12 protein-coding genes and 9 pseudogenes are annotated in these 17,498 nt (G+C 68.8%); 9 read left to right on the top strand and 12 right to left on the bottom strand.

Features of this window, described 5'->3' with window-relative positions; all coding sequences use genetic code 11:
- Nucleotides 1-1,590 precede the first annotated feature (1,590 nt).
- A pseudogene (locus ACFW01_RS06885) lies at nucleotides 1,591-1,830 on the bottom strand (ATP-binding protein); the annotation flags it as partial.
- Nucleotides 1,831-2,052: 222 nt separating this feature from the next.
- Here ACFW01_RS06885 and istA point away from each other — a divergent pair.
- Nucleotides 2,053-3,681, top strand: a pseudogene (gene istA / locus ACFW01_RS06880) (IS21 family transposase).
- Nucleotides 3,678-4,115 (top strand): annotated as a pseudogene (locus ACFW01_RS06875) (ATP-binding protein); the annotation flags it as partial. The pseudogenes istA and ACFW01_RS06875, both read left to right, overlap by 4 nt.
- A 213-nt stretch (nucleotides 4,116-4,328) precedes the next feature.
- Here the strand turns inward: ACFW01_RS06875 and ACFW01_RS06870 are convergent.
- Nucleotides 4,329-4,883, bottom strand: a complete 555-nt coding sequence (locus ACFW01_RS06870) for a hypothetical protein (protein WP_384502571.1) — start codon at nucleotides 4,881-4,883, stop codon at nucleotides 4,329-4,331.
- A 388-nt stretch (nucleotides 4,884-5,271) separates the two neighbouring features.
- Here ACFW01_RS06870 and ACFW01_RS06865 point away from each other — a divergent pair.
- Nucleotides 5,272-5,445 (top strand): annotated as a pseudogene (locus ACFW01_RS06865) (IS701 family transposase); the annotation flags it as partial.
- Here the strand turns inward: ACFW01_RS06865 and ACFW01_RS06860 are convergent.
- Complete coding sequence (locus ACFW01_RS06860; RefSeq protein ID WP_384502570.1) at nucleotides 5,413-5,580, bottom strand: hypothetical protein; 168 nt, start codon at nucleotides 5,578-5,580, stop codon at nucleotides 5,413-5,415. The pseudogene ACFW01_RS06865 and the gene ACFW01_RS06860 overlap by 33 nt on opposite strands.
- 49 nt (nucleotides 5,581-5,629) lie before the next feature.
- Between ACFW01_RS06860 and ACFW01_RS06855 the strand changes: the two genes are divergently transcribed.
- A complete protein-coding gene (locus ACFW01_RS06855; protein WP_384502569.1) occupies nucleotides 5,630-5,872 on the top strand; it encodes a transposase in 243 nt (80 codons plus the stop codon).
- 185 nt (nucleotides 5,873-6,057) lie between these two features.
- Here the strand turns inward: ACFW01_RS06855 and ACFW01_RS06850 are convergent.
- Together ACFW01_RS06850 and ACFW01_RS06845 are read right to left on the bottom strand one after the other, a co-directional pair.
- Nucleotides 6,058-6,814, bottom strand: a pseudogene (locus ACFW01_RS06850) (IS5 family transposase); the annotation flags it as partial.
- A 15-nt stretch (nucleotides 6,815-6,829) separates the two neighbouring features.
- Nucleotides 6,830-7,066 carry a DUF2283 domain-containing protein gene (locus tag ACFW01_RS06845; protein WP_384502568.1) on the bottom strand — a complete coding sequence of 79 codons (237 nt, stop codon included), beginning with the start codon at nucleotides 7,064-7,066 and terminating at the stop codon, nucleotides 6,830-6,832.
- Nucleotides 7,067-7,776: 710 nt separating this feature from the next.
- Between ACFW01_RS06845 and ACFW01_RS06840 the strand changes: the two are divergent.
- Nucleotides 7,777-8,285, top strand: a pseudogene (locus ACFW01_RS06840) (flavoprotein).
- Nucleotides 8,286-8,908: 623 nt separating this feature from the next.
- Here the strand turns inward: ACFW01_RS06840 and ACFW01_RS06835 are convergent.
- The gene (locus ACFW01_RS06835) at nucleotides 8,909-9,694 is read right to left on the bottom strand and encodes an IS5 family transposase (protein WP_384502567.1); all 786 of its coding nucleotides are present in this window, start codon (nucleotides 9,692-9,694) and stop codon (nucleotides 8,909-8,911) included.
- A 71-nt stretch (nucleotides 9,695-9,765) separates the two neighbouring features.
- Here ACFW01_RS06835 and ACFW01_RS06830 point away from each other — a divergent pair.
- Nucleotides 9,766-9,925: pseudogene (locus ACFW01_RS06830) on the top strand (DUF4394 domain-containing protein); the annotation flags it as partial.
- Nucleotides 9,926-10,048: 123 nt separating this feature from the next.
- Nucleotides 10,049-10,318, top strand: a complete 270-nt coding sequence (locus ACFW01_RS06825) for a hypothetical protein (protein ID WP_384502566.1) — start codon at nucleotides 10,049-10,051, stop codon at nucleotides 10,316-10,318.
- A gap of 550 nt (nucleotides 10,319-10,868) precedes the next feature.
- On the opposite strand, the gene ACFW01_RS06820 is transcribed toward ACFW01_RS06825, so the two are convergent.
- The 3 genes and pseudogenes from ACFW01_RS06820 to ACFW01_RS06810 form a co-directional block, all read right to left on the bottom strand.
- Nucleotides 10,869-11,699 carry an amidohydrolase family protein gene (locus tag ACFW01_RS06820; protein ID WP_384502565.1) on the bottom strand — a complete coding sequence of 277 codons (831 nt, stop codon included), beginning with the start codon at nucleotides 11,697-11,699 and terminating at the stop codon, nucleotides 10,869-10,871.
- Between the two features lie 148 nt (nucleotides 11,700-11,847).
- Nucleotides 11,848-11,991, bottom strand: a pseudogene (locus ACFW01_RS06815) (hydrolase); the annotation flags it as partial.
- 250 nt (nucleotides 11,992-12,241) lie between these two features.
- Nucleotides 12,242-13,426, bottom strand: coding sequence for a trans-sulfuration enzyme family protein (locus ACFW01_RS06810; protein WP_384502564.1), 1,185 nt, complete (start codon nucleotides 13,424-13,426; stop codon nucleotides 12,242-12,244).
- A 153-nt stretch (nucleotides 13,427-13,579) separates the two neighbouring features.
- On the opposite strand from ACFW01_RS06810, the gene ACFW01_RS06805 reads away from it, so the two are divergent.
- Nucleotides 13,580-14,017 (top strand): Lrp/AsnC family transcriptional regulator, encoded by a 438-nt coding sequence (locus ACFW01_RS06805; protein WP_384502563.1) that lies wholly within the window; start codon nucleotides 13,580-13,582, stop codon nucleotides 14,015-14,017.
- A 61-nt stretch (nucleotides 14,018-14,078) separates the two neighbouring features.
- Here ACFW01_RS06805 and ACFW01_RS06800 read toward each other — a convergent pair whose 3' ends face one another.
- The 3 genes and pseudogenes from ACFW01_RS06800 to ACFW01_RS06790 form a co-directional block, all read right to left on the bottom strand.
- Nucleotides 14,079-14,723, bottom strand: coding sequence for an MBL fold metallo-hydrolase (locus tag ACFW01_RS06800; RefSeq protein WP_384502577.1), 645 nt, complete (start codon nucleotides 14,721-14,723; stop codon nucleotides 14,079-14,081).
- 30 nt (nucleotides 14,724-14,753) lie between these two features.
- Nucleotides 14,754-14,897: a hypothetical protein gene (locus ACFW01_RS06795; protein ID WP_384502562.1), complete on the bottom strand. Its 144-nt coding sequence runs from the start codon at nucleotides 14,895-14,897 to the stop codon at nucleotides 14,754-14,756.
- 427 nt (nucleotides 14,898-15,324) lie between these two features.
- Nucleotides 15,325-16,083, bottom strand: a pseudogene (locus ACFW01_RS06790) (IS1380 family transposase); the annotation flags it as partial.
- Between the two features lie 254 nt (nucleotides 16,084-16,337).
- Between ACFW01_RS06790 and ACFW01_RS06785 the strand changes: the two are divergent.
- Nucleotides 16,338-17,495 (top strand): lipid II:glycine glycyltransferase FemX, encoded by a 1,158-nt coding sequence (locus tag ACFW01_RS06785; RefSeq protein WP_384502576.1) that lies wholly within the window; start codon nucleotides 16,338-16,340, stop codon nucleotides 17,493-17,495.
- Nucleotides 17,496-17,498: the final 3 nt, after the last annotated feature.

Below are 17,498 nucleotides of genomic sequence, written 5' to 3'. Positions count from 1 at the left end.
ACAGGCAGCAGAGTGCCGAATCCCGAACCTCAGCACATCGGGAACTCTGCACGTTCATCCGTACGCGGCCATGCACGTTCACGTGTACGCCGACAGGGGCCCTCGACAAAGGCTGCCAGTGCGGCATTCATCCACCTGTGGGACGAACCTTTCAACTGCTCTGCATCCATGTCCGAAACGATAGGACCGCCGGACCGTCAAGCGCTGCGAGTTTCACCGGCGCCCGCTGTGCGACTCAGCGAAACAGGTGGGTCGGTGCGTCGGCGCTGGTGGGACGTGGCCGGCCGTTAAGGGATCAGGCTCTGGGGTGCGGGCGGCTGGGGAGTTCCGCCGCGTATCGAGCCCGGTGGCCTCCGGATTGGGTCCAGGCGGTGGCGGTCTCGATGCTGATCCCCAGCAGGTCTGTGAGGACCGTGGCGGGCAGCTGAGCGGCGAGCGTGCTGAGGGCCGAGGACCGAGGACCGGCCGGAACGGGAGTGGATGCCAATCCGCGACAGCCGGACGCCGAGGTGGTAGTCGGTGAGGTGCTGGCCGGCGTATCCCCCGGGGAAGAGCCAGGGGGTGCCGCCGCCGTCCGAGGGGATGGCGTTGCGGCCCCGGGCGGCGGCGCATTCCCGGTGCCCTCCTGGGGCTTGCTGCGCAACCCTAGGAGGACACCGCCGTTCACAGCACGGAGCCCGACCATGGAGACGATCCAATGAAGCGCCGCAACCTGCTGCGCGGCGCACGCCGCCGGCCTCACCGCCCCGGCCCTCGCCGCACTCACCGCCGCCCGGACCGACGTCGACCAGACCCTCTCCCCCGACACTCCCCAGGACCTGGCCGACCTCGATGCCGCAGCCGAAAGCTACGGATACGGCTACCACGGACAGGCACCCACCCGCGTCCTGGCCGACCTAGTCACCGACTTCACGACGCTGCGCCCGCTGCTCACCGTCCCGCAGCCCGCACCGGTCCGGGCCAGGCTGTTCCGGACGGCCGGGCTGGCTGCGTAGGTGAAAACGAAGAACGGATGTCGGCCAGTGCTGGCAACGCTTCTGGCCTGAGATGCCTGGAGATGTCGGCCAGAACTAGGAACGGCTGGAGGTTCAGACACCTATTCGACGCATCCACCAGGGGACTTCTTGGGGTGCGAAGGGGTTGTTGAGCGTGCGGTGAAGCACGCGTTCGTCTGCGGGACCGATCACTGCGCTCAGCTCGCGTCGTGCCTTGGAGCTCAGAGCATGGAGGGTGAGCTCCAGCAGCGTGCGGACGTGATACTTGCCGTTGCGGCGGTCTGTGTCATCGCGTTCGTAGAACGGCTCGCGGTCTGCGCGTGACCGGCGGACAGACATGTTCCAGCGGCGGAACGAGTGCGCGACTTCGCCTGCGGGGAGGCCGTGGCCTCGTTCGAAGTCGGCGATCTGCCTGTTCGCCGAGGCGGACAATCCGCGGATCACGGGTGCCCGCCGATGTTGCGTTCGGCGTTGCGGGAGCTGCGTCCTGATCTCGCCCGGTGACCGGCGAGGCATGAACACTTCCAGTGGGAAGACGTTGGGTGGGCCGACCCTAGAACTCGTTCGCGGCAGAGATCAAGTTCTCGGGGACGGTTCAGCTGACTTGCTGTTCAGCGCGTGCGCGGGTGGTTGCCAGCCGGTAGGAGCCGGTGCCGGTCTCGATGATGTTGCCGCCGAAGGTGAGGCGGTCGACGATGGCCGCGCAGAGTCGGGGGTCGGTGAACTTCTTTGTCCAGCCAGAGAAGGACTCGTTCGACGAGATCGCCACGCTGTTCTTCTCCTCCCGCTCGGTCAAAACCTGGAATAGGAGTTCGGCGCCGCGTCGGTCGAGTTCCCTGTTGGGTCGGGGGCGAGACGCCGTGCACCGTTTCCGGTGTCGGTTTTCCCGTCCCCGCCCTGGCATTGACGCTCTGATTCGGCTCCATTTTCCGGCTTGAGTTGGCCCCACCCTGGGGGCGTACGGGAGCGTTCGGGGGTTGTTCCGGTCTGATCTGGCCCCACCGGGTGGCGGGTGGTGGGACGGTCGTGGTGGGCCACCGTGTGGGGGCGATGCCGGATGGAGTTGTCGAGGGAAGAGCTGTTCCTGCGGATCCGCCGTGACTCATGGCAGGAGGGGCTGTCGATGCGGGCGCTGGCCCGCAAATACGGCGTGCACCGTCGGCTCGTACGCGAGGCTTTGGCGTCGCCAGTGCCCAGGCCGCGGAAGAAGCCGGTGCGGCCCTCTCCCAGGTTGGAGCCGTTCAAGAAGACGATCGACGAGTGGCTGCCGGGGGCCTGGAGGCGCCGCCGAAGCAGCGGCACACAGTCCAGCGGATCTTGAACCGGCTGCGGCAGGAGTGCGGGGCGGAGATCGCCTACACCACGGTCTGGGACTACGTCTCCCGCCGGCGTCGGGAGATCGCCGAGGCTGCGGGTGCGGCGCCAACGGCGGGGTTCGTGATCCGCCACAACCAGCCGGGCATGGACGCCGAGGTCGACTTCGGCGAGGCATGGGTGGACCTGGCGGACGAGAGAACGAAGTGCTTCGTCTTCGCCCTGCGTCTGGCCTACTCGGGCAAGGCGGTGCACCGCATAACCACCTCCTGCGGCCAGGAGGCGTTCTTGGACGGCCACGTTCACGCCTTTCGCACGCTGGGCGGCGTCCCGGGCGGGCAGATCCGCTACGACAACCTCTCCCCGGCGGTCCCCCGAGTGATTCACAAGAGCCGATCACGGGACGAACACCCCAGGTGGACGAAGTTCCGCCAGCACTTCGGGCTCACCCCCTCTTACGCGAGCCCGGACTTCGCGGCGCCCATGAGAAGGGCGGGGTGGAAGGTCAGGTCGGCTACTTCCGCCGCAACTACCTCACGCCCGTTCCCCGGGTGGGCTCTCTGGATGAGCTGAACGCGTCGTTCGCCGAGTTCGAGCGGGCGGAGGAAGGCCGGCGGATCGGGATGCGGATCCGCACGATCGGCCAGGACTTCGCCCGCGAGTCCGTGCTGCTGATGCCGCTGCCGCAGAACTCCTTCGAGACCGGCATCGTGTTCACCCCGCGGGTGGACCGCTACGGATGATCGCGGTGAGGGTCTGCCGCTACTCGGTTCCGGCCCGGTTCATCGGCCGCACTGTCCGCGTCGTGCTCCGCTCCAGTGACCTGATCGTCTTCCACGGCCGCACCGAGATCGCCCGCCACCCCCGCCTGACGGCGAAGGGCGCCGAGCGGGTCGTCCTGGACCACTTCCTCGAAGTCCTGCTGGCCAAGCCCGGGGCGATGGCCGGCTCGGAGGCCCTGGACCAGGCCCGCCGCGAGGGCACGTTCACCGCCGCCCACGAAGCGTTCTGGGCTGCGGCGAAGAAGGCCGAGGGCGACACCGACGGCACCAAGCAGCTGGTCCACGTGCTCCTGCTGCACCGCCACCTCGAACACCGCGATGTGATCGCCGGCATCCGATCTGCCCTCGCGGTCGGTGCCCACACCGCCGACATCGTCGCCCTCGAAGCCCGCAAGGCCGCTCACAGCGATGGCCGTTCCCCCACCGCGACGGTCACCGGGCCGGCTCCTGCCCTGCCCGGGCCGGAGCCCAGTGAGGTGGTCAGCTTGAACGCCCGCCGGGCCGTCCGCCTCCCCACCGACCAGCGTCCCCTGCCCGCTCTTGACCGCTGGGACCAGCTGCTGAACCGCTCCAGGAAGGACGCGCCATGACCGGCCTGCACCACAACCTGACCGAGACCGCCTCCGATGCGGCGATCGACACCGCCTGCCGGGTCCTGCGGTTGCCCACCATGCGAGCCCAGTTCCCAGACCTCGTCGCCCGCGCAGAACGCGAACGGCTCTCCTACCGAGGGTTCCTGGCCGAGCTGCTGATGGCCGAATGCGAGGACCGGGACCGACGACACTCCGAGCGACGGATCCGGGCAGCCGGCTTCCCCCGCCAGAAGTGGCACTCCGACTTCGACTACAGCGCCAACCCCAACGTCGTCCCGGCTGTGGTCAACAACCTCGCCACCTGCGACTGGGTCAAGAAGGGTGAGCCGCTCTGCCTGATCGGGGACTCCGGCACCGGCAAGTCCCACCTGCTGATCGGGCTCGGGACGGCGGCGGCCATGGCCGGCTGCCGCGTCCGTTATGCCCTGGCCGCCTCTTGGGCCACCTGACGCACCTCCCGTCCGGATCGTACGGACAGCGGACTCGCGCACACCGGGGAATACCCGCATCGGTGATCGCCGAAACGGCAACGATCTTGAGCTCGGGCAACCATCCCCGGCCAGCACGAGGAAACGATCAACGACTCACACCAGCCCCGTGACCAGACATCAAGATAGTGGATCTTCATTGAACCTCACTGATCGTCAGCCGTGATGGCGCCCCAGTTCCGGCCTCACGAACCGCTGGTATGCAAGGGCCCACACATCGGTCTCGCGGCGTAGCCGTCTCATCGTGGAGAGTGGGTCCTCAGCCCAGCCCTCGAGGAGTGACTCAGCGGCCGCCTGGCACGACCGTTCGAAGACCACGGCGCCCGCGGCAGTGTCCAGCCCGGCTTCGAGGAAGCCGACCGTTTCGATTGCACGCGCGGAGATCTCGTCGCGGGACATGGCCTCGTCCCGATCCAGATGCCCGAGGGTGGCAGCGGCAAGGTCTCGGTAACCGGCAAGGAACTCCTCGGAGAGAGGGAGTGCAGACGCCTGTTCCCACAACTTGCCGTTCGCCTCCTCAGCCTCTTGGAGGAGCCTGGGTTGGATCTCGGAACCGCGCAGATGGCGCCACACGGACCGGACTCCCCCGTCCACGCGGTAGTACAGGGACTGGAGACGCTCGTCCGCACACACAACGAAAACCGCGCTCCCGATCCGGAGGACCACGGACGCGTCGTAGGCCAAGGCGGCGCCTCGGGCCAAGTCCTGCATGTGTGTGCTCCATTCTGTTGGGCTGTGCGGGCGGAGACGCCCGTTTCCCCACACCTGCCATCGCTTCGACTACCACTCAGGCGTAGCAGCCGACGTCATGGCCGCTCCTCGGGCTGTCAGGAAGTTCTCACACGCAAGACAGATCGGTCACGCCGGGGGAACCCCCCTGGATTCGTAGTGCCGAGACGGCGGACGATCTTGAGTTCCGTCAACCGTCCGTAACCAGCACGAGGAGACGATCAACGACTCAGCCAGCCCCGTGACCAGTGCCTTCAAGATGGTAGATCTTCAGTGGCTTCACGGTAGGGGTCTGCTCCCGCCAGCACGGAAGTGGTCCCTCTCGGTGAGGTCGCGATGAGCGAGACCCTAGTATACTTGGTCACGTTGAGTGATCTCGGCTGGTGGTGGGCAGCCTTTCGGGGTGAAGCTGAGGGAAGTGGAGCGGCTCCGGGGTGAGTTGGCGGAGTTCGTTGCCGATGTGTTCGGGTCGCTGCCGCGGCGGGATCAGCGGCGGTGGGGCGGGTGTTACCTACGGGGCCGCCTGATGCTCGAGGGCCCGCGGAAGTCGGTCCAGCCGATGGCCGAGCGTCTGCCGGACGGGAACATGCAGGCCCTGCAAGCAGTTCGTGAACCAGTCGCCGTAGGATCCGCTGCCGGTCAGGAAGCGGATCGCCGAACGGCTCACCGAGGCGGCCACGCTCGGCCTTCTCGACACGCTCGCCAACTGGCAGCTGAACGCGCCGGTCGTGGTCGCCGATGCCGGCTACGGCGCCAGCACACCGTTCCGGATCGGCCTCGAGGAACGAGGACAGTCCTACGTCGTCGCGCTGACCGGGAAGGAGGTCGCCCACCCCGAGGGCGTCGAGCCGCACCATCCGGCATACGGCGGGCTCGGTCCGCCCACGCTGCCCCGCTATCGCACCCCACCACGAGCCATCTCCACCCTCCCGGCCGCGTCCGACGCGGCCCGGTTCACCGAGGTGACCTGACGCCAGGGCAGCAAAGGCGCGATGACCTCACGGTTCGCGGTCCTGACCATCCGGCCTGCGGGCAAGCAGTCCGTGGCCGCTGCCCAGGAGGCGGGCGGCGGCCGCAACCGATGGGACGGCGTCCCGCCCCCCTCCAGACGCTCCTGGTCGAACGGCCGGACAGCCACGACGCTCCCCCGGGCGGCTTTGCCGCATCGGACACGGTTGGCTGCCTGGTCGGCTTTCTCCGGGATGACGTACCGGATCCCGCGTCTGCGTAGGTAGTGGCGGGTCCGGCGGTCGCTGTAGCCCTTGTCCACGCTGACACTGTCCAGCTTGGTGCGAGGCCGGCCGACGGTCAGTCGGGGCACGCGGATTTTGTTCATGATCTACTCGAACTGAGTGCAGTCGGCGCGCTGACCAGGCGTGATGAGCAGGGATAGCACGCGGCAATGGCCGTCCGCGCTTAGATGAAGCTTGGTGGTGAAGCCGCCACGCGAGCGGCCGAGCGCCTCACCTCCCGCACCACCTCCGCCAGCTGGTCGACCAGTTCCGCCCGGATCCGGATCTGAGGGGTTTTGCGCGCCGCAGCGGAGCCCTTTTTGGGAACGGGCGGTGGAGCCTGCCGGGCCCCGGCAGCATGATGGTGCGCGCGCACGGAGGTCGAGTCAACCGAGATGTCCCAGTCGATGTCACCTGCCGCGTCTACCTCGGCCTGGACCCGCTAGAGAAGCAGCTCCCACGTTCCGTCCGCCGACCAGCGGCGATGCCGCTCATGAAGCGTCTTCCACGGCCCGTACCGATCCGGCAGATCTTGCCACTGCACGCCGTCCGAATCCAGCACGAGATCCCGTTCACCACCTGCCGATGGCCCCGCCACCTGCCACAACGACCGTTGCTGACCGGCAGAAGCGGCTCAAGCCGCTCCCACTGGGCATCCGTCAGATCGCCCCCATTCCCCATAGCTGTCTCAACTATTCACGCGCACGGCGGACGCGACTCACGATCGATCCTCTCGGCGCCGGCCAGCAGCTTCGGGTGCAACCGGCGTCTGGCGCTGAACAGCTCGATGCCCAGAAGTCGCCCGTGTGAGTCGTAGTCGAGTATCGCGGTATCGTCCTCGGCAGGTACCTGCCGGACGGCCTCTCCTGGGGCGATGCCGTCGACAAGGTAGATGTACGCCATATTCGCTGATGCGTCGTATTCGACTAGCATTACCGGCCTTCCCCCGTTGTTCGCCGACCTGGGGCGTCAGGTCCTGGTCTCACGGCAAGCGTACTGACCTCGAAGATCGCCAGGACACCCCCTGACACGGTGCGTGCCACTATCATCAACAGCGGCTCCGACTACCGACGGCGCGCTGACCGTCGCCTGCCACGGCTCCGGGCGGCCCGGCCCGCCCGCCGACCTCGCCATCGCGGCCGCGAACCTCGCCGCGGCTGGCCACGCCAGGACATGGCCTGGACCTCGGGACCATCTCATGCAAGCGCGCAACGGCTCTCTCCGAGCACAGATGACGCGAACTGGTGCCGGTTTACCACCGCAGGCGGGATCATCCGTGGTGCCGTGCCCGCAGTGCGGCAGGCGCGGTGCAGTCGTCCGCGACTCGGGCGGTGAGCACGTCACGGCATGAAAAACATTCGGGCACGTGGGTTCGCCGTACCGAGAGGGATGTGGGCACGGGGTTAGGCGACGGCTGCGGCACGCGTCGGTTCGGCAACGAGTCCCCTCCTCCGGCTCGGCATTGGCACTGAGTTGCCCGCACCCAAGTTGGAGCGTCAGGGCTTCCATGTGCGCAGGAAGGAGGTGATGCGGGCGGCGGTGCAGCGGGGGTTGTTCAGTTCGTGGGCAAGTGCGGTGAGTTGCTTGCGGGGTGGGTTGACCGGATCCGTGAGCGGGGGCGGTTGTGTGATCCGATGGACTGCATGACCACACCCGTCCTGTACCTGTTCGGTTCTGCCGCCCCGCCCGTCGCCGACGTCACCGGCGTCATCACGGACGCGCAGCTTCGCGGCTTCGACGTGTGCCTCGGGCTCACACCGACAGTCCACTCGCTGGCTCGCACCGCAACTGACCGAGCTGGAGCGGCTCACTGGCCACCCGGTCCGCAGCGAGTACAAGATGCCCGGCACGCCGGACGTGTAGCCGAACGCCGACGATATTGCTCTCGCCCCGGCCACCTTCAACACGGTGAACTCGTGGGCCCTCGGCCTTGACCCACACCTTCGTGGTAGGCGTCGTCGCCGAGGGCGTCGGCAAGAACATCCCCACCGTGACCATGCGGTGCGTCAACGCCGCGTATGTGCAGCACCGCCAATTCGAGCGCAGCGTCAGCGAGCTGCGCGCGATGGGCGTACGCGTCCTCTACGCACCGGGGCTGACCACACGGGACGGACGGATGCTCACACGTCGCTACGCGAGGCCGCGGGCATGAGAACGGAACCCAGCATGCCTAGAACGGGACGCGTGAACGGCAGGGCCCCTGAGATCGGCTCTACGGGGGGCGGCCAGCCCCCGGTGCACTGGGGAACCACCGGGGGCGGCCTGGAGCCTAACGGCCCCTAATGGTGGAGCAACCTTTCGGCCAGAGACCACAGCGCGCGCGCTGCGATTGCGATCCCTAGACGTTCAGCCGCTACACGTGCCCACCCCTTGCGGGGTGTGGCTCTTTCCGTTGCCACCATTTGCCCACCTCACCTCATCTTGTTGGGCCAGGGCCACCGGGAGGTCCCGGCGGTCCCCCCAGCGGGAGCCGGGCAACCAAATGGCCCCGGCCTGCCAACTGATGAGGTGTGGCCCTTCAACGTTACGGGCTACACGAGCCCGTGAGAAGAGGGTTTCATAGGCTTCGAGCCAACAGGCGGCCCCGCCAGCCGCACACGCCACATGAGCCTCGTAAGATTCTGTGCTGCATCCCGGGAGGACACCGCCCCAGTAGAACAGGTCGCGAGCATGGTCCCGAGGCGGTCGATGAACCGGGTCCGCCGCTGACTTGGACCCCGTTGACAGCAGTGCGAGCTGGCGCGCGGTCAGGTTCCTTCGCTTTTAGAAGTCACCTCATTTGGTGAGTCTGTGGTAGCAGGTGAGGGTGCAGGCGATGCTGGTGAAGGCCAGGAAGTGCTCGGCTTTGCGCTCGTAGCGGCGGTGTGGTCGGCGGCATCCGGTGAGCCTGGGCATCGTGCGCTCTGCGGTCCAGCGGTGGCGGCCCAGACGGGTCGAGGACTCGACGCCCTTGCGGGCGATGCGGTGCCTGATGCCGCGCTCTTTTGACCATCGCCGCAGGTGGTCGTAGTCGTATCCCTTGTTGGCGTGGAGCTTTGCCGGTCTGCGGCGTCGGCGTCCGCGCCTGGAGCGGATCGGCGGTATGCCCTTCACCAGCGGGATCAGCGCCTGGCTGTCGTGGAGGTTCGCTCCCGGGATTGCGGCGGACACGGGCAGACCGGTCCGTTCGGTGATCAGGTGGATCTTCGGGCTGTACTTGCCCCGGTCTGCAGGATTCGGGCCTGTCAGTTCCCCTGTTTCAGGGCCCGCATGTTCACCGAGTCGATCGCGCAGCGGGACCAGTCCAGCTCGCCGCGGGCGCCGAGCTCGTCGAGGACCAAGCGGTGGAGCTTGGCCCACAACCTGGCCTTCGTCCACTCGGCGGAAGCGCCGATGCGCGGTCACCCCCGACGGGCCGAACGACGCAGCCGGCAACTGTTGCCACGGGCAGCCCGACGTGGCCACGAACACGATCGCCGCCAGCCCCTCCCGGTCACCGTGCCGCCGCCGGCCACCACCCTGCGGCCTCGACGGAGCCTTTGGGGCCACCCGCTGGAACAGTTCCCACAACTCATCCGGCACCAGCCGCTCAACGATCGAGACCGCCGACCGACAGCCTGCCGAACCAAATGAGATGACGTCTTAACCCGTAGGCGAGGCCCAGGAAGGTCTCCCAGCCGACCGTCGCCCTTGCAGTAGGGCATCCGGTGTGGACTTCAACCCCGCCGCCTACCGGCTGCCATCTCCGACACCGGGCAGAACCTGCGGCACAACGTCGACGATCCGGCCGCCCCGCGCGTCACCACCGTCGAGCTGTGCCATTTTCTGACGTCCGCCAAGAAGGCCACGCACTTCACCCCCCAAGAAAAAGACGAGGCCAGTGGCGGAGATGAGGGGGCATTCGGGCAGGTCAGCGCCCCCGACTACCTTTAGCGGGTGCGTGCCGACGCCGCCTGGAAGATCGCCGAACCAATCACCGGACCAGTCCAGATCCAGATCCACCGCAATGCCGACAGCCAGGCGACCCACATCACCTCCCTGGACCTGTATGCGTGGTTCGAGCAAGGAACGCCCGCTGAGCGGGAGGCGCTCTACCTGGCCACTTTCGGTGCACCGGCGCGACGTGTCCCAAGGATGCGCAAACTCGCGCTGAGCGGCAGGGCCATGGAGGGCCTGACCCATCTGAGCCCCATCCGTATGCGCTGACCGGCTTCGTCATGGGCCGCCCCACCCAGGTACGCGTCCAGACCGCTTCCGTGTCCGCTCAACTGCCGGTGCTGGGTACCCCCACCGAGCACCACTTCGGTTGCGTCTACCCTGCGGGGTGCGCCCTGACCGTTTCCGCCCGGGTCGAGCAGGACGGTAAATACGTGCACCTGATGCGGGCCTCGCCGACCCGGACAGCGACGCTCTCCTTGCCGTCCGGCCCTGCCTGACTTCCTCACCACCTGCCGCCCCGATTCGATTCGGTGTTCTCTTTCGGCGACCGCGACGGACCGCCGCTCGATGTGACGTACTTCGAGCGTCTGGGCGATCTGGCCCAGTGCGCGGCGGCCTACCGTGATGCCCAGGGCCTGGACAGCTGGGACGCAGTGCCTGTCATGGTCCAGGACATGGCCAGCCCGGATCCCGGAACTCCTTGATGTGCCGAGGTCGTCGGCCTCGTCGCGTCGGCAAGCCGGGGCCGGGAGCAGTCCCTCCCGCTGTGGCAGGGGGACGTCGCCAGCGGTCGACCCACCGTCTTCGGGTGTTTCAGCTACGCCTTCGGGTGCCACGTGCCGTCGAGGGCCACACCGGCGGCGGCTGCAATGCGGTCGCGAGAGGCGAGCAGTCGGCTCTGCAGCGGCGTCAGGTCGATGTCGACCAGGGCGCCGTCGCGCTTGACGATGCGTCCGACGACGAGGACGGTGTCGACGATGCCGGGGTGACCAGCGGTGACAATGGTGCCGATGGGGTCGGTGACGGGGAAGACGGTCACGTCATCGGTGCGCAGGAGAATGATGTCCGCGTCCTTGCCGGGGGTGATGCTGCCGGTGCGCGCCTCGAGGCCGCAGGAGCGGGCGGCGTCGATGGTGGCGAAGTGCACCAGGTCGCGGGCGCGCAGTCCCCCGTCGAGGCCCCGCTGGGCGGAGAAGGCGGTGCGCATGGTGGAGAACATGTCGCCGCCGACGGAGGGGACGACGTCGATGGACAGGGCGGGGCGCAGGCCGGCGGCCAGCGCGCGGCCGGTGAGGGGGGGGCGCCAAAGCCCATCTTCAATTCTACGTCGGGGCTGACGGACAGGTCGCTGCCCGCGTCGGCGAGCATGCGCAGTTCGTCGTCTCCGATGCCGTTGCCGTGTACGAAGGTGGTGGTGTCGCGCAGCAGTCCGGCCTCGTGCATGGAGGCGACCGGCCGGTGGTCGCCGCCGGTGTGGAGGCTGGTGCGCAGGCCGAGTTCGTCGGCGGTCTTGAGTTCTTGGGCGAGGGTGTCGATGCCGGTGTCGTCGGCTCCGCGCAGGCCCCAGGCCATGGTGAGCGGGCCGTCGTCGTCCAGGGTGTTGCGGACGCGGCGGATGTCGGCTTCGACGGAGACGGGTGTGGCCCATCCGGCGCCGAGGCAGAACACCGACCGTGCGGGGGCTTCCTGGAGTGCGGTGATGGCGGCGTCTTCGTGCTCGGGCCCTGGGCTACGTGGTACCAGTCGAGCATCGTGGTGATGCCCGAGTGGAGGGCTTCGAGGCGGCCCAGGAATGTGGCCGCGTGGACGTCCTCGGGTGTGTAGTGGGGCTTGACCGTCTCGTGCATGGCGTTGGCCCACTGGGCGAAGGTCCAGTCGGCTCCGATGCCGCGGAACGCGGTCTGCCAGTTGTGGCGGTGGTTGTCGATGAAGCCGGGCATGACGATCCGGTCGGATGCGTTGATCACTTCGGCGTCGGGGGCGTCGATACGTTCGGCGACCTTGGTGATCTTGCCGTTTTCGATGAGGACGTCGCCGCGGTCCAGGTCGTCTACGGCCGGGTCCATGCTGACGACGATGCCGCCGGAGAGCAGCGTCTTCATGAGGGGAACTCCTTTGCTTGCGGTGGTGCGGGGCCGGTGGCCGAGCTGCTGCCGTGTTCGGGCGGGGCGGCAAGGGCTGGCCCTGGTGTCAGAGGGCTGGTGGGGTGGATGCCTGGTCGGCTGCAGTGAGGGCGTCGGCGACGAGGTCGTCGGTGTCCTCGGTACCGGCGGCCAGACGGACGAGGCCGGGCGGGACGGCGTCGGTGAGCTGCTGGTCGTTGAGCATGCCGCGCCACATCGAGGCCGGGTGGACGGCGAGGGATTCCACGCCGCCGAGGCTGGCCGAGCGGCGGGCGTAGCGCAGATGGCCGAGGAAGGCGTCGGCCATGTCGTAGCCGCCGGTGAACTCGACGCTGAGCACGCCTCCGAAGCCGCTCATCTGGTCGGCGGCGAGCTTGTGCTGGGGGTGGCTGTCCAGGCCGGGGTAGTGCACGCGGTGCACGGCCGGGTGCTCGTCCAGGGCCGCGGCGAGCGCGAGGCCGTTGTCGTTGTGGCGGGGCATGCGCAGCGGCAGGGTGCGTATGCCCCGCAGCAGTAGCCAGGCGTCGATGGGGCCGAGGGTGGCGCCGGTGAGAAGTCCGGTGTCCCAGACACGGTCGAGGAGTTCGGCCGGTCCGGCGAGGGCGCCGGCGGAGACGTCGGTGTGCCCGTTGAGGTACTTCGTCGCGCTGTGCATGACCAGGTCGATGCCGAACTCTGCGGGGCGCTGGTTGAGCGGGGTGGCGAAGGTGTTGTCCGCCAGGGTGATCACGCCGCGGGCGCGGGCCAGGCCGGCGACGGCCCGCAGGTCGGTGATCTGCAGCAGCGGGTTGCTCGGGCTCTCCACCAGGATCAGGCGGGTCTTCGGCGTGAGTGCGTTCGCGTAGGCGTCGGGGTCACGCTGGTCGACCAGGGTCGTGGTGACGCCCAGGCGCGGCGTCAGGTTGAGCAGGACCGATGCGGTGCCGCCGTAGGTGGACTGCTGGCCGATGACGTGGTCGCCGGCGGAGACCAGGGCGAGGACGGCGGTGGTGAGCGCCGCCATCCCGGAGGCGGTGACCATGGCCGCCTCGGTGCCTTCGAGTTCGGCGACGACGACGGCGGCCTGGGCGTGGTTGGGGTTGCCGAAGCGGGTGTAGAAGTCCGTGCCGCGCGGCTCCACCGCGCGCTGCGCGAACGTTTCGGCGTCCTCGGCGGAGAACGCCGCGCTCTGGTGGATGGCGCGCGCCACCGAGCGATCGGGATGAACGTGGCGGTCGGCGTGCACGGTCACCGTGCTCTTGCCCGGCTTCACTGCCCCTTCCGGAATGCGACGGAATGCCTCCCCTCCAGTGTGATCTTCTGTAACGACGCCGTCCTCGCCTGTGCGCAATTTTGGCAGATATTGCGGCCAGGACCCGGTGCAGAGTTGTGCACTAGCGTCTCTCTGCGCAATATTCTGCTACTCATGGATGAAGTGGATCGGGCGATCCTGGCCGTGCTTGAGCGCAACGGGCGGATCAGTAACAGCGAGCTCGCCGCTCAGGTCGGGCTGTCGCCCTCGCCGTGCCTGCGGCGGGTGCGCAATCTGGAGGAGTCCGGGGTGATCCGCGGGTACCGGGCCGTCATCGACCCCGCCGCGGTCGGCCGCGGGCTGCGCGTGTTCGCCGGGGTCCGCCTGGCGCGGCACACCCGCGCGGAGGTCGTCGCCTTCGAGCAAGGAGTGATGGCGGTGCCGGGGGTCGTCGCCTGTCATCACATCACCGGCAACTTCGACTACCTGATCCAGGTCGAGGTGGCCGACCTGTCCGCCTACGAGGAGTTCCACGCCAACCAGCTTGCGGCGCTGCCCGGCGTGGCCACCGTCAACAGCTTCGTCATCATGAAGACCCTCGACACCGCCTGACCGCGCCGGCCCGGCCCGCGCCGCAGCAGGGCCGCGGCGCGGGCCGGCAGGCGATTTTTGTCTAGGAGCTCGGCGGCGTGAGGTAGTCCAGGGTGAAGCCGTCGCCGCTGCGGCCGACCCGGCCCACGCCCGGTGAGTCCAGGTGCGCCCCGGCGACGAAGCGGTCGGGACCGGCGGCCAGGTGTGCCATCAGCTCCTTGCGTGCGGCGCGGGCCTGGGGCTGATGGCCGTCGAGTTCCCAGGACACCTCGGGCCGGGTGAACTGCAGGGACGGCACGTGCACGGTGTCGCCGCAGACCAGGAGTGTTCCGGTGCTGCTGGTGGCCTCATAGACGGTGCGGCCTCCGGTGTGGCCGGGGGTGGGCAGGGCGGCGACGCGGTCGTTGACCTGCGTTTTGCCGATGATCGGGACCACGCGGTCGCTGACGGGTGCCAGGCGCCCGGTGAAGACGGACGCGTCGTCGACGCCGATCCATACGCGCTCCAGCGCGGGAAAGGCTTCCGTTCCGTCGGGGGCGATGAGGCCGTTGACGTGGTCCTCGTGCCGGTGAGTGATCGCGACGTCGGTGATGGATGAACGTTCCACGCCGGCCTCGTCCAGGGCCGCGTACAGCGATCCCATCGTGTCGTGCCAGGCGTTGGATGCGCCGGTGTCGATGAGGACGCTCTGGGTGCCGTCACTGATCAGGAAGGCATTGACGGACAGGCGTAGCCGGCCGTCGATGAGAGGGACGTCCTAGGGCACCGTGTCGAGGGGGTGGCCGTGTTCGTCACGCAGCCCGGTCGGGGGCATGTCGACGTAGCCGTCGCGCAGCGACGTGACGGTGAGGTCTCCGAACTCGAAGGTGGTGTGGTGGCGGCCGCTGGAGACGGGACGCATGGCGACTCCTTGCGAAGTGAGAGGAGGGGTGAGCGGGCGAGGACCGCGGCGTACGTCGGCGTGCAGTCGCCAGGCACATGACCGCGGCCGCTCGGAGGTCATCTTGCAGCGCGCGGGCCCAGACTGAGGACGAAGCCCGTACCGGTGAGCGCCGGGGCGAACACCGCCATCACCCCCACAGCGAGCGGCGGCCGGGCTTGGGCGCGGACGGCAGGCGGGCCGCCATCCGCCGGCTGGCGTCCCTGCACCGTGGACTGCGGGCAGAGGCATCCGCCAGACCAGCAACAGTGCCGCCAGGCGCAGGTCGCCGGAGAGTCCGGCGGTCCAATCGCTGTTCCGGATCTCGGCGTCCTCTGCGGTGGCCGGGGACCAGGCTGCCGGCGGGATGCAGAGGCATCCGCCAGACCAGCAACAGTGCCGCCAGGCGCAGGTCGTCGGAGAGTCCGGCGGCCCAAGCGCTGTTCCGGATCTCGGCGTCCTCTGCGGTGGCCGGGGACCAGGCTGCCGGCGGGATCTGGAGGACGGGGCGGTGGCCGGCCTCGGTGACCGTCAGGCCGGCCTAGCAGGACAGCCGTCGTCCTCGCGTGAGGAGCCAGGACACGACGCCGTGGGTGCCGCAGGCGGAGTCGGTGCGGATCAGCGTCTGCCACCCGGGGCCGGTACTACTCCGGGCGAGGGCGGGGCGGGCGGGGGTGAGGTGATCGGCGGCCGGGTCCGAGCCCGCGTTCCCCGGCCCACGGGAGGGCGGCGACCGGTTCTCCGGCTCCGCCGGGCCGTGGTCGACGAAGGCCGTCGGCAGGTGATGGCCGAAGGTCTTCTTCCGGGTCGCGGCGGCGTCCTGGTGGCCGGAGTGCGCGGTCACCAGGACGCCGCCGAGGCCGACCGTGACCTGTCCGGCGGTGTCCGGGGCGTTGTTGCCGGTTAAAGACCAGACGTATGGACGGACGTGGGACCGTGCGGATCGGAGGCCGGAGGGGCCTGCAGAGCCTTCGCACCACCGCAGCATGCCGCGTCGCGAGGCAGTTCCCGCCCGCCGCGGCCGTCAGGGCGACGTCCAGCAGGGCCTTGCCCGCATCGTGGACGGCCCGCGGTTTGCGCCACGGAGCCGGCACCTGCGATACCGCCTGGTCCAGACCGCTCCTGCGGACCGCTCGGCCCGCAGGACCGGCCCGGCCTGCGAGACCACGGCCCGGCCGTCACCCTGGACACGGACACGGGAACAAGAACCTCAGCAATCCTCATTGCCACTGGCCGGCAGCACTTGTCCCTCACCTGACCGCCTGTCGGACAGCCCGCTTCATGAAAGCGCGAGGTCAGGGCGGGCGGCTGTGGCGCCGGTACGGTGAGCAGCATCGTCTGGGGCGGCCTCGGCGGCGCATATCGCCGGTGTATCGAAAAACGGATACGCGTCGGCAACACAGGGCGGACTCGGATGGTGTCATGCCCTCTCGCGAACCAGCACCCATGTCCCTCCCCGCGACGCTGAGCGTCGAGCCGATCAGCGGCGCCGAGCACCTGGCTTTCGTGCGGGCGCAGCGGTCGGTGAACTTTGTGCAGACCCCCGCGTGGGGGCGGGTGAAGACGGAGTGGCGCAGTGAGTCGCTCGGATGGTTCGACGGCGGACGGCGGCTGGTGGGGGCGGGGCTGGTCCTGCACCGGCCGGTGCCGGGACTGTCGCGGTACACGCTGGCGTATCTGCCGTGGGGTCCTGACATCGACTGGTCCGGGGACATCGATGCGTGGCTCGATCCACTGGCGGCACATCTCAGGGCCGGCGGCGCGTTCGCGATCCGGCTGTGCCCGCCGGTGCGGACGCACACCTGGGATGCGGCGCAGGTCAAGGACGGTGTGGCCGATCCGGGGGCGCGGCGGCTGACCGAGCTCCCTGATGGGCATGTCGATCCGGTCGGTGCCCGGGTGAGCCGACGGCTGCGGGCGGCCGGCTGGCTGCCGCAGAGCCCTGAGGACGGGTTCGGGGCCGGGCAGCCGCAGTTCACGTACGAGGTGCCGCTGGCGGGCAGGTCCGAGGACGATGTCCTGAAGACCATGAACCAGCAGTGGCGCCGCAACATCAAGAAGGCTGCCAAGGCGGGGGTCGAGGTCACGGTCGGTGATGCGTCGGACCTCGCGGCGTTCCACGAGCTGTACGTCCACACCGCCCAACGCGACGGATTCACGCCGCGCCCGCTGGCGTACTTCGAGACGATGGTCGCGGAGTTGAGCGCCGAGGATCCCGAAAGGATCGCGCTCTATCTGGCGCGCCACGAGGGCGATTTGGTGGCCGCGACGATCCTGGTGCGGGTCGGCGGTCACTCCTGGTACGTGTACGGCGCCTCCTCGACGGCCAAGCGTGAGGTGCGGGGTTCCAACGCGTGCCAGTGGGCGATGATCCGCGATTCACTGGCGACGGGCTGCGACGTGTACGACCTGCGGGGCATCACGCCGACGCTCGACGCCGCTGATCCGCATGTGGGCCTGATCCGGTTCAAGGTGGGCACCGGGGGGCGTGCGGTGCGGTACGTCGGGGAGTGGGATCTGCCGCTGCGCCCGTTGGTCCACCGCGCCTTCGACCTGTACATGCGGCGGCGCGGGCGCTGAACC

The organism is Streptomyces sp. NPDC058985, from assembly GCF_042740985.1.
Lineage (GTDB): Bacteria > Actinomycetota > Actinomycetes > Streptomycetales > Streptomycetaceae > Streptomyces.
The sequence above is the reverse complement of the archived record's forward strand: the minus strand, read 5'-3'. Positions and strand labels throughout refer to the sequence as shown.

What these genes read in the sequence shown, in the direction of transcription:
- ACFW01_RS06870 (WP_384502571.1), bottom strand. Translation starts at nt 4,883, where the DNA reads ATGCAGGACTTGGCCCGAGGCGCCGCCTTGGCCTACGACGCGTCCGTG.
- ACFW01_RS06795 (WP_384502562.1), bottom strand. Translation starts at nt 14,897, where the DNA reads ATGCGTCCCGTCTCCAGCGGCCGCCACCACACCACCTTCGAGTTCGGA.
- ACFW01_RS06805 (WP_384502563.1), top strand. Translation starts at nt 13,580, where the DNA reads ATGGATGAAGTGGATCGGGCGATCCTGGCCGTGCTTGAGCGCAACGGG.
- ACFW01_RS06785 (WP_384502576.1), top strand. Translation starts at nt 16,338, where the DNA reads ATGCCCTCTCGCGAACCAGCACCCATGTCCCTCCCCGCGACGCTGAGC.
- ACFW01_RS06820 (WP_384502565.1), bottom strand. Translation starts at nt 11,699, where the DNA reads ATGGGCCACACCCGTCTCCGTCGAAGCCGACATCCGCCGCGTCCGCAA.
- ACFW01_RS06845 (WP_384502568.1), bottom strand. Translation starts at nt 7,066, where the DNA reads ATGCTAGTCGAATACGACGCATCAGCGAATATGGCGTACATCTACCTT.